Origin of the sequence: Bacillus cereus group sp. BfR-BA-01356 (assembly GCF_022663635.1) — a bacterium.
Lineage (GTDB): Bacteria > Bacillota > Bacilli > Bacillales > Bacillaceae_G > Bacillus_A > Bacillus_A cereus.
The window spans coordinates 1-223 of sequence record NZ_JAKUFX010000321.1; the positions used below are offsets into that span (position 1 = coordinate 1).

A 223-nucleotide genomic window follows, 5' to 3' on the forward strand; every position below is an offset into this window, starting at 1 on the left:
TTCATCTATTCCAGATGCTTGATTTTTTAAAATCGATTGCAAGATATCTTTATGACCTCCAAATGCTCGGACATCTTCTCCAATACTATCTCTTAACTTAGCTAGTTCTTGAATTAAATTCTGTGTATATGCTTGGTTTTGTTTAATCTCACCTTGTAAATCTGTAATGCCTTCTTTTAATGTATCTGCATCTCCTTCATTAATTGCTTCTACTAATGTATCG

Annotated in this window: 1 protein-coding gene; it reads right to left on the reverse strand. The window is 32.3% G+C overall.

The features are described from left to right. Positions 1–223 (reverse strand): HBL/NHE enterotoxin family protein (locus MR168_RS34060; protein ID WP_242291777.1); only part of this gene is annotated, 223 nt, incomplete at both ends.